Annotated in this window: 9 protein-coding genes; 4 read left to right on the top strand and 5 right to left on the bottom strand. The window is 59.5% G+C overall.

Annotated features, from left to right (window positions below; genetic code table 11):
* Positions 1-257: 257 nt before the first annotated feature.
* Both Q7C20_RS25110 and Q7C20_RS25105 read left to right on the top strand, forming a co-directional pair.
* Positions 258-2,354, top strand: coding sequence for a putative bifunctional diguanylate cyclase/phosphodiesterase (locus tag Q7C20_RS25110; RefSeq protein ID WP_375070959.1), 2,097 nt, complete (start codon positions 258-260; stop codon positions 2,352-2,354).
* A gap of 54 nt (positions 2,355-2,408) precedes the next feature.
* Positions 2,409-3,155 carry an SDR family oxidoreductase gene (locus Q7C20_RS25105; protein ID WP_375070958.1) on the top strand — a complete coding sequence of 249 codons (747 nt, stop codon included), beginning with the start codon at positions 2,409-2,411 and terminating at the stop codon, positions 3,153-3,155.
* Positions 3,156-3,167: 12 nt separating this feature from the next.
* On the opposite strand, the gene Q7C20_RS25100 is transcribed toward Q7C20_RS25105, so the two are convergent.
* The 3 genes from Q7C20_RS25100 to Q7C20_RS25090 form a co-directional block, all read right to left on the bottom strand.
* Positions 3,168-3,545 carry a hypothetical protein gene (locus Q7C20_RS25100; RefSeq protein WP_375070957.1) on the bottom strand — a complete coding sequence of 126 codons (378 nt, stop codon included), beginning with the start codon at positions 3,543-3,545 and terminating at the stop codon, positions 3,168-3,170.
* A 184-nt stretch (positions 3,546-3,729) separates the two neighbouring features.
* On the bottom strand, positions 3,730-5,139 hold the full coding sequence (mapR, locus tag Q7C20_RS25095) for a GntR family transcriptional regulator MpaR (RefSeq protein WP_375070956.1): 1,410 nt from the start codon (positions 5,137-5,139) through the stop codon (positions 3,730-3,732).
* A 187-nt stretch (positions 5,140-5,326) separates the two neighbouring features.
* Positions 5,327-5,566: a DUF3203 family protein gene (locus Q7C20_RS25090; protein ID WP_375070955.1), complete on the bottom strand. Its 240-nt coding sequence runs from the start codon at positions 5,564-5,566 to the stop codon at positions 5,327-5,329.
* Between the two features lie 120 nt (positions 5,567-5,686).
* On the opposite strand from Q7C20_RS25090, the gene Q7C20_RS25085 reads away from it, so the two are divergent.
* The gene (locus tag Q7C20_RS25085) at positions 5,687-6,184 is read left to right on the top strand and encodes an MgtC/SapB family protein (RefSeq protein WP_375070954.1); all 498 of its coding nucleotides are present in this window, start codon (positions 5,687-5,689) and stop codon (positions 6,182-6,184) included.
* Positions 6,185-6,214: 30 nt separating this feature from the next.
* Here Q7C20_RS25085 and Q7C20_RS25080 read toward each other — a convergent pair whose 3' ends face one another.
* Together Q7C20_RS25080 and Q7C20_RS25075 are read right to left on the bottom strand one after the other, a co-directional pair.
* Entirely contained in the window at positions 6,215-7,078 is an 864-nt protein-coding gene (locus tag Q7C20_RS25080) for a hypothetical protein (protein ID WP_375070953.1), read from the bottom strand.
* Between the two features lie 322 nt (positions 7,079-7,400).
* The gene (locus tag Q7C20_RS25075; RefSeq protein ID WP_348061660.1) at positions 7,401-7,559 is read right to left on the bottom strand and encodes a hypothetical protein; all 159 of its coding nucleotides are present in this window, start codon (positions 7,557-7,559) and stop codon (positions 7,401-7,403) included.
* Between the two features lie 204 nt (positions 7,560-7,763).
* Here Q7C20_RS25075 and Q7C20_RS25070 point away from each other — a divergent pair, with 204 nt between their 5' ends.
* Positions 7,764-9,752 carry an alpha-1,4-glucan--maltose-1-phosphate maltosyltransferase gene (locus Q7C20_RS25070; protein ID WP_375070952.1) on the top strand — a complete coding sequence of 663 codons (1,989 nt, stop codon included), beginning with the start codon at positions 7,764-7,766 and terminating at the stop codon, positions 9,750-9,752.
* Positions 9,753-9,853 lie beyond the last annotated feature (101 nt).

Genomic DNA, 9,853 nt, shown 5'->3' with positions numbered 1-9,853 from the left:
GGCACCGAGTGGTGGGGCGAGGACCTTTTGGTTACTTTTGGGTCCTTCCAAAAGTGACCCGCTGTAAGAGCGGAACCAATCCAAGCCGTAACGCAAATGCCGGATAAACCCCCATCCCCCCAAGCCAACACTTTGACGTCAAAACGCCACTAATGGCCCGATGACAATTAATCAACCCCCCAAGAATAATCTCGCTACAATCGCCCGCTTTGCCACCTGGTACGAGCGTCTCAAGCCCGTCAGTTCCGAGAAACCCCATGCTTATCGGTAGTTATTCCCCCTCCCTGGTCGTGATCTCCCTGTTCGTGGCGATCCTGGCTTCTTATACCGCGCTGGACCTGGCCGGCCGCATTGCGACCGCCAAGGGCCGCGCGGTGTATGGGTGGATAAGCGGCGGCGCACTCGCGATGGGCACTGGCGTGTGGTCCATGCACTTCATCGGAATATTGGCCTTGCGCCTGCCGTTTGCCCTCGGATTCGACCTCGGCATCACCGCGTTGTCACTGCTCATCGCCGTATTGTCCTGCGGCTTCGCGTTATGGCTGGTCACTCAGCCACGCCTGCCTGCGTGGCAATTGGGCGTTGGCGCGCTGATCATGGGCGCAGGCATCAGCAGCATGCATTACACCGGCATGGCCGCAATGCAGATGACGCCGGGCATCGACTACGACCCCACCTTGTTTGGCGCCTCGTTGCTGATCGCCGTGGTTGCCTCCGGCGCCGCGCTGTGGATCGCCTTCCACCTGCGCCGCAATACGCCTTACGTGCGTCTGGCGCGGGCCGGGGCGGCGGTGGTGATGGGCGTTGCCATCGTCGGCATGCATTACACCGGGATGGCGGCGGCGCAGTTTGCCGATGACAGTTTCTGCGGTGCAGCGCTGACCGGCTTGAGCGGCAAGGGCCTGGATAATCTGGTGCTGGTGACTTCGCTGGCAGTGCTGGCCATCGCGTTGTTGACCTCGTTGCTCGACGCGCGCCTCGAAGCGCGCACGGCGGTGCTGGCCGACTCCCTGACCCAGGCCAATCAGGAACTGACCCACTTGGCCCTGCATGACATGCTCACCAGCCTGCCCAATCGCACCTTGCTCGCCGACCGCATTCAGCAGGCCATACAGGCGGTGAAGGAGCAGGGCGGTTGCTTCGCCTTGATGTTTATCGACCTGGATGGCTTCAAACCGGTCAACGATGCTTTTGGCCATCACATGGGCGACCAGTTGTTGCGCGAGGTGGGCCTGCGTCTGCGCGAGGACTTGCGCGGTCACGACACCCTGGCGCGCATCGGCGGCGACGAGTTTGTGTTGCTGGTGCAATTGACCCAGCCGGACGATGCCATGGGCCTGGCGGAACGCCAGGTTGGCCTGATCAATCGGGCGTTCCAGGTTGCCGAACATGAGCTGAAGATTTCCGCCAGCATCGGCATTGCGATGTTCCCGGGCAACGGCAATAACCCCCAGGAGCTGTTGATGAACGCCGATGCGGCGATGTATCACGCCAAGGGCATGGGCAAGAACGGCTACAGTTTTTTTGATGTGTCGATGAACACCAACGCGCGCAAACAACTGCAACTGTTGCAGGATTTGCGCAACGCCTTGGAGCAGGAACAGTTCCGCCTGTATTACCAGCCCAAATTCGATGCGGTGAGTGGCATTGCGGTCGGCGCCGAGGCCTTGCTGCGTTGGGAGCATCCACAGCAGGGGCTGTTATTGCCTGCGACGTTTATTGAGCTGGCGGAAAAGACCGGGTTGATCATTCCCATCGGTGACTGGGTGCTTGACGAGGCGTGCCGTCAGATGGCCGTTTGGTTTGCCCAGGGCTACGAAGACTGGCGCATTGCGGTGAACCTGTCGGCGTTGCAGTTTTGCCATGCAGGGCTGGTCACCAGCGTGGCGGCGGCGCTGGAGCGGCATCGCTTGCCCGCCAACAGCCTGACCCTGGAAATCACCGAGACCACCGCCATGAGCGATGCCGATGCGAGCATGACGGTGTTGCAGCAGCTTTCCGACATGGGCGTCGACCTGTCCATTGATGACTTCGGCACGGGTTATTCGAGCCTCATGTACCTCAAGCGCCTGCCGGCGAACGAGCTGAAGATCGACCGGGGTTTCGTTCGTGACCTTGAACACGACAGCGACGACGCGGCGATTGTGTCGGCAATTGTCGCCCTTGGTCAGGCCCTTGGGTTGCGGATTGTCGCCGAAGGGGTGGAGACCGACGTGCAGCAAAGTTTCCTCACTCGTCTGGGCTGCAACGCCCTGCAGGGCTACTTGCTGGGGCACCCATTGCCGGCTGACCGGTTCATGGCCGATATCCAGCGTTCCGAAGACGCGCTCGCGTCTGACAAAAACCGTGCGTGACGCGTACTCTTGGATCCAACCCTAACCATCAGGTTGAATCAGGAGAACACACGCATGGACAAAGTCGTCATCATCACCGGGGGCAGTCGTGGGATTGGCGCCCAGACGGCATTGCTGGCTGCGCGCCAGGGCTATCGCATTTGCATCAATTACCAAGCCGACGAAAACGCCGCCCATAGCGTGCTGGAACAGGTGCGCGCGCTTGGCGCTCAGGCCATCGCGGTGAAGGCTGATGTGAGCATTGAGGATGAAGTGATCGGGCTGTTCAACCGTGTCGATGCCGAGCTGGGGCGGGTGACTGCGCTGGTGAATAACGCCGGCACGGTGGGGCATAAGTCGCGGGTTGATGAGATGTCCGAGTTCCGCATCCTGAAAATCATGAAGACCAACGTACTCGGCCCGATTTTGTGCGCCAAGCACGCAGTGCTGCGCATGTCGCCCAGGCACGGCGGGCAGGGTGGCAGCATCGTCAACGTTTCGTCGGTGGCGGCGCGCCTGGGGTCGCCGGGTGAATACGTTGACTACGCGGCCTCCAAAGGCGCGGTGGACACCTTTACCATTGGCCTGTCGAAGGAAGTCGCCGGTGAAGGCATTCGCGTCAACGCGGTGCGCCCCGGCTATATTTTTACCGATTTCCACGCCCTCAGCGGCGACCCGGACCGGGTCAGCAAGCTCGAGTCCGGGATTCCCATGGCCCGTGGCGGGCGACCGGATGAAGTGGCGGAAGCGATTATCTGGTTACTGTCGGATAAAGCTTCCTACACCACCGGCACCTTTCTCGATCTGGGGGGTGGCCGTTAAGGCGCCGGCAACTCAGCTCGGCAGATAGCGCAAGGCTTCGTAGCCTCTTTGCGAAAAAGCCTTGAGCACGCTGGCTTCCGAGTCAGCGGTAATGCCATAGCCGTCGTTGGAAAAGCCGTCGATATGGCCATTGCGGCTCTGGCTCTGTTTAAGTGCGCGATCATCCAGGTTGTCGATAAAACGCAGCACTTTGTCCAGATGATAGGCTGCATCCGACCTGGACTTGGGGTCTGGATTGGCGTCCGTCCAGTCACCGACCCGCAGCTTGAGCTCATCACTTAGCTCGTAATGATCGCGGCTTTCAAGAAAGCGTCGTGTGACGGCGCTTTGTTCGATGATTCTTTCGGCCGAGCGATGGTCAATCCCGGGGCGGCCAGTCGGCCCTGTCATTTCGCGCACGTGCCTCTGTTCGGCAGCGCGCATGTAGTGGCGAGGGATAGCGGGCAGCCTCAGGAGGCTTGAGGTGACGGACATGAACATAGGAAATTACCTTCTAATTGAACCCAGTGAACGCACCCCTCGGTGTAAGAGGAGTGCGCCCATTCTGTGGCTCTGTCTTCAGGTTGGTTCCGGATCAAAACGACCGCACAATCCGACCTAATGTTTCCATTGCCTTCTCGGATACCTCGGTCCACGGGCTGCCGTAATTCAACCGGATACAATTTCTGAAACGCTGGGTCGCCGAGAAAATCGGCCCCGGTGCGATGCTGATGCCTTGTGCCAGCGCCATCTGAAACACCTTCAATGAATCGGTGTGCTCCGGAAGTTCCAGCCACAGAAAGTAACCTCCGGAGGGCTGGCTGACCCTTGTCTGTGCCGGGAAGTAACGGGCAATGGCGGCCAGCATGGCGCTTTGCTGCTCTTCCAGGGCATAGCGCAATTTGCGCAAGTGCCGATCATAACCGCCGTGTTGCAGGTAGTCCGCAATGGCAGCCTGGGCGGGCATCGACGGGCACAGCGAAGTCATCAGCTTCAAGCGCTCAACCTTCTGCGCATACCGCCCGGCCGCGACCCAGCCGACGCGGTAGCCCGGCGCGAGGCTTTTGGCAAACGACCCGCAATGCATGACCAGACCTTCGGTGTCGAAGGCCTTGGCCGGTTTGGGCGCGTGTTGCCCGTAATACAGCTCCGCGTAAACATCGTCTTCGATCAGTGGCACTTGATGGCGGCGCAACAGTTCCACCAGCGCCTGCTTTTTGGCCTCCGGCAGCGTTGCGCCCATGGGGTTCTGGAAACTGGTCATGGTCCAGCAGGCCTTGATCTGGTAACGCTCAAGGCTTTGTGCCAGTGCGCTCAAGTCAATGCCATCGCGCGGGTGCACGGGAATTTCCACCGCCTTGAGCTTCAAACGCTCCAACACTTGCAGGCAGGCATAAAACGCCGGAGCCTCGATGGCCACCAGGTCGCCCGGCTCGGTCACGGCTTGCAGGCACAGGTTGAGCGCTTCGAGGGCACCGTTGGTGATCAGCAGCTCTTCCATGGGCAGCATCAGCCCGCCGACCATATACCGCAGGGCAATCTGCCGGCGCAGTTGCGGGTTGCCCGGCGACATGTCGGTGACCACCAGGCGCGGGTCCATCTCGCGGCTGGCGCTGGCCAGCGAGCGGGCCAAGCGCTGTAGCGGAAACAGCATCGGGCTGGGGAACGCCGAGCCAAAGGGCACGGTGTTCGGGTCCTTGATGGAATCGAGGACTGAAAACACCAGCTCGCTCACATCGACTTCGGTGGACTCATGCACCAGCTCGCTCACCACCGGCTCGGAGAACGGGCTGGGTGTGTGAGTGTTGACGAAGTAGCCGGAGCGCGGCCGCGCGCGGATCAGGCCACGGCGCTCCAGCAGGTAGTACGCCTGGAACACCGTGGACGGGCTGACGCCATAGGTCTGGCTCGCATAGCGCACCGACGGCACGCGCTGGCCGGGTCCAAGCACGCCGGAGCGAATCAGTTCTGCGATGTCATCGGCGAATTTTTCGTAGCGTTTCATGGAGGCCTGATTAGCGTTGTTAACATCCATAAGGCCGAGGCACTATGGGCTTCAAGCTTATTGCATAACAGGCTCAGATGAGGCGATAAAAAGCGGATCAGATGGCCCGGCGGGTCACGCGTGCGGCAATCGACTGCACCCAAGCCGTGGGGTGCAGGTGTTATCGATAGGCTCTGATACAGGTCAATCAGACAACCGAACCGCTGTCGGTCGCCTTCAAATGCTTCCGCCCGTCCTGAGCGTGAGCGACGGTCAAGGCATCGGCCTCGGCTTCAGTGATGTAGATGCGCTCGCCGTTCACCTCAACGAAGGACATGGCTTTGTCACTGTCAGTGCTGATCGTTACTTGCGTCGCCTCCAGGCTGCGTTCCTGACCCGCATCGGTGACTTTGAAATAGCACGTCTCGCCTTCTATACGTATTGGCATGGTGATCCCCTTTTTACAGGCTGATGAACATTAGGGAACCGGCCGTTATGGCGGTTCCCGGCAACTGACTGGCGGTCGCCACTGTCCATTGCTTATTCACACTGACGAAGGATGTTCTTCATGGACGCCTGGTTACATGAAGTCTGGCAAACCCTGCAAACCGAGTTCGCCGACATCGGCGATGCGAGGCAGCTCACTCAAATCACTGTTCGCTTGCTGATTGCCGCAATCCTGGGCGGTATTTTGGGCTTTGAACGAGAACAGAAGGGCAAGGCCGCCGGGGTGCGCACGCACATGCTGGTGGCAATGGGCGCCGCATTGTTTGTGTTGGTGCCGCAGATGTCCGGCAGTCAGGCAGATGCCATGAGCCGCGTGTTGCAGGGAGTCATTGCAGGGATCGGGTTCCTCTGCGCCGGGACCATTATCAAAGGCCGGGCAGACGAAGATGACCAGCACGTCAAAGGCCTGACCACGGCCGCCGGCTTGTGGATGACCGCCGCCATTGGTGTGGCGACGGGAATGGGCCGTGAATCGACGGCAGTGCTCAGTACGTTGCTGGCGCTGGCGGTCTTCAGCGTAATGCCAATGATCGTCAAGCGCCTGGAGAAGGATGAGTGATTGTGTCTTGGGTGGTGACAGCGCTGTAACTCAGGTCACCGCATCGTTCCTGAATGCCTCATACAGCAGGCTCTGGAGGTTTTCCAAGCTTAATATCAGATCTATCAGCGCCCTGAGTTTTTTCACCTCTTTAAGATCGGAACTCAGGCTGTTGAGTGAATCCTCACTTAACAGCTCATCAAGCCTTTTACGTCGCTGTGCGTTATACGTGGTGTGAGGCTCATGCATCATCCGGATCAGGCTGTCCCGACTCAAAATGTCGGCGAGGTCGCGCATCGTCGTCAGGGCTTCTGTTGAGAGAGGCGTGTCTGATTGCACTTGGGCATGGTTGTGATGATGGTGAACCGTGCTGTTGTGGTGCGGTGTAACGTCGGCTTCAGGCTTGGAGCCAGGCGTTGCCTCTGGCGCTTGTGTGCCCAGGGACTGGCCAATTGCGATCAGCTTTTCGCAGAGGGGTTGGCACTGGCGCTTGCGGTTACGCGTGTTGAGTTTTTCATCATCCAATTCTGATTGGATTTTTTGGGTAGCCTCATAGCTCTTTTCTGGATCGGCGTCGGCAGTACGCTGAGCGATCCTTTCAGGAGTCAACTCCGCAATGGGCAACGCTGACGCCTCGCGTTGCAAAATGTGTATGTTTTTCTCGCTGAACAATTCACCCAGTTTGGCCCTCAAGTCTGCCCGCTCTTTTGGATCACGAGTCATCGTGTTGATCGTCTCCTTACTTACCAATTGGCGCAACGCCTTGACGCTCTGCCTGGTCTCTGCGGAGTAGGGCGCGCGCATCATTTTAATGAGGTTGTCGCGGTTAAGCAGGCGGCCCAGTTGATTCATCTTGGCGAGGGCCTCCGCCGAGGGTGGCGCAGTGGACTTTTCCGGGGTTTTGTCGGTGTCCAAGGGCTTATCGTGATGGTGGTGTGACTCATGCTCATGCCGCTTGACCTGCGACGGAGTGTGAGGGCCTGTCGGGGAAGGGGTCGGCGTCAGTGGAATGGACGGTTGGTGCGGCATGGGTGATATCGACATGATGGGCACTCGCATTGTGATTGAAAGAGGACCACGCCATGTCAGTTGCTTGGCTTTGGCCCACGCGAGTTGATTCTCCGACAGTCGATCGGGAGATAGATTTCAGTGCTATCTCTGTTGTCCGTAGGACGTTTCTGCAAGGTTTGCCCGCACTGTTGCGCAGCGCGGGCAACTACACATCTGCCGCCGTCGTTTAGACAATCACCGGTGGCATGGTCGTCGGCGGTTCTTCCACGGGTGGCGGGGTACTGCCAGGCGGTTCTTTCTCGGGAATCGGCTGCGGCTCGATGGGCGGCAGGGTCGGGCTGTCGATATTGGGGTCTGGGGTTTCAGCCGGGATCGGGATATTCATCGGTGTGGCCTCCTTTGTGCTTTGCTCTATCGGTGGACATCCGCCGGAAGCAAATGATTCCCCGCCGGATGGCGGCACATCCACGTGAACTTTTAACCCGAGAGCAGGCTCGGACCTATGACGGCCCTGCTCAGGGAGAGCGCTGCCGCATCAGAATTCGGATCAAGCAAAGAGCGTCCACAGGGCGTAAGGGGAAGATGCTCGATGATTGCTGAAACACTGGCTCCAGAGAACTCCGCATTGCCGTTGTCCCAGGCGCTGTTGCTGCCGAGGATCGCTATAGAAGGCACCCAACCCGTGATCGACGGCGGCGAATTTGCCGTTAAAGCGGTCGTGGGCCAGCAAGTAAACGTCACCAGCACAGTGTTCGCAGACGGCCATGACAAACTCGCCGTGCTGATTCGCTGGCGCGCGCTCGCCGAAGAAAGCTGGCACAGCGTGGTGATGGCCGATGTGGGCAACAATGGCTGGGAAGGCGCGTTTACTGTCACCGCCCAGGGCCCGCATGAGTATTGCATCGAGGCCTGGATCGATACGTTCGCCAGCTTCGGCTATGAATTGCGCAAGAAGCATGAAGCCGGCGTACCGGTGAGCCTGGAATTGCAGGAAGGTCGCAGCCTGGTGCTGCAGGCCGCCGAGCGCAGCGACAATGAACTGCGCGACCGCTTGATGCTGCTGCACCATGAACTGTCTGGCCTGCTGGAAACCGAGCAAGTTGCGTTGTTCCTGCACGAAGACAGTGCACACTTGATGACTCAGGCCGACCACCGCGCCTATTTGAGCATCAGCACGGTCTACCCGATTGACGTGGAACGCGAAGCTGCGCAGTTTGCCAGCTGGTACGAGCTGTTTCCCCGCTCGATCACCGACGATCCATCGCGTCACGGCACATTCAATGATGTGCACTCGCGCCTGTCGATGATCCACGACATGGGGTTCGACGTGCTGTACTTCCCGCCCATCCATCCGATTGGGCGCAGCCATCGCAAAGGCAAGAACAACTCCCTGACCGCAGGCCCGGATGACGTGGGCAGCCCGTATGCGATCGGTAGCGAGGAGGGCGGTCACGAGGCCATTCACCCGCAACTGGGTAGTCGCGATGACTTCCGACGCCTGGTCAAGGCGGCCGCCGACCACGGCCTGGAAATCGCCTTGGACTTCGCCATCCAGTGCTCCCAGGACCACCCGTGGCTCAAGCAGCATCCGGGCTGGTTCAACTGGCGCCCGGACGGCACGATCAAATACGCCGAAAACCCGCCGAAGAAGTACCAGGACATCGTCAACGTCGACTTTTACGCAGCGGATGCCATCCCGAGCCTGTGGACTGAGCTGCGCGACGTTGTGGTGGGTTGGGTAGAAGAGGGCGTGAAGACCTTTCGCGTGGATAACCCTCACACCAAACCGCTGCCGTTCTGGCAATGGCTGATCAGCGATGTACGCTTTAAATATCCCGAGGTGATCTTTCTCGCGGAAGCGTTCACCACGCCGGCAATGATGGCGCGCCTGGGCAAAGTCGGTTATTCCCAGAGCTACACCTATTTCACCTGGCGCAACACCAAGGCCGAGCTGAGCGAATACCTCACGCAGTTGAATGAGTCGCCGTGGCGCGAGTGCTTCCGGCCGAACTTCTTTGTCAACACGCCGGACATCAACCCGCCGTTCCTGCATGAGTCAGGCCGCCCGGGCTTCTTGATCCGTGCCGCGCTGGCGACCATGGGCTCGGGCCTGTGGGGCATGTATTCGGGCTTTGAACTGTGCGAGGCCGCGCCGGTACCGGGCAAAGAGGAATACCTCGATTCGGAGAAGTACGAAGTCCGCGTCAGAGACTTCACCGCGCCCGGCAACATCATTGCCGAGATCGCCCAGCTTAACCGCATCCGTCGGCAAAACCCGGCGCTGCAGACCCACTTGGGTTTGAAGCTCTACAACGCCTGGAATGACAACATCCTGTACTTCGGCAAACGCACTGAGGATGGCAGCAACTTCATTCTGGTGGCCGTCAACCTCGACCCGTTCAATGCCCAGGAAGCCAGCTTCGAGTTGCCGCTGTGGGAATTGGGCCTGCCCGACGATGCGCAGGTACAAGGCGAGGACTTGATGAACGGTCACCGCTGGACCTGGTACGGCAAAACCCAGTGGATGCGCCTTGAACCGCACACTCCATTCGGCATCTGGCGAATCACTGTTTCCTGAGTCAGGCAGGGCCTTCATCGCGATGAAGGCCCGCTGTGGGAGCGGGCTTGCCAGCTCCCACATTGACCGCGTTCATCCAAGCGGTTTTCCAGCATTTTCAG

Origin of the sequence: Pseudomonas sp. AMR01, assembly GCF_041946035.1 — a bacterium.
Classification (GTDB): Bacteria; Pseudomonadota; Gammaproteobacteria; order Pseudomonadales; family Pseudomonadaceae; genus Aquipseudomonas; species Aquipseudomonas antarctica_B.
Note: the sequence above shows the minus strand (reverse complement) of the source record. Positions and strands in the feature narration are given on the sequence as shown.

Bases quoted from the DNA above. Each gene is read 5' to 3' on its own strand.
- Q7C20_RS25110 (WP_375070959.1), top strand. From the start codon at position 258: ATGCTTATCGGTAGTTATTCCCCCTCCCTGGTCGTGATCTCCCTGTTC.
- Q7C20_RS25105 (WP_375070958.1), top strand. From the start codon at position 2,409: ATGGACAAAGTCGTCATCATCACCGGGGGCAGTCGTGGGATTGGCGCC.
- Q7C20_RS25100 (WP_375070957.1), bottom strand. From the start codon at position 3,545: ATGACAGGGCCGACTGGCCGCCCCGGGATTGACCATCGCTCGGCCGAA.
- mapR (WP_375070956.1), bottom strand. From the start codon at position 5,139: ATGAAACGCTACGAAAAATTCGCCGATGACATCGCAGAACTGATTCGC.
- Q7C20_RS25090 (WP_375070955.1), bottom strand. From the start codon at position 5,566: ATGCCAATACGTATAGAAGGCGAGACGTGCTATTTCAAAGTCACCGAT.
- Q7C20_RS25085 (WP_375070954.1), top strand. From the start codon at position 5,687: ATGGACGCCTGGTTACATGAAGTCTGGCAAACCCTGCAAACCGAGTTC.
- Q7C20_RS25075 (WP_348061660.1), bottom strand. From the start codon at position 7,559: ATGAATATCCCGATCCCGGCTGAAACCCCAGACCCCAATATCGACAGC.
- Q7C20_RS25070 (WP_375070952.1), top strand. From the start codon at position 7,764: ATGATTGCTGAAACACTGGCTCCAGAGAACTCCGCATTGCCGTTGTCC.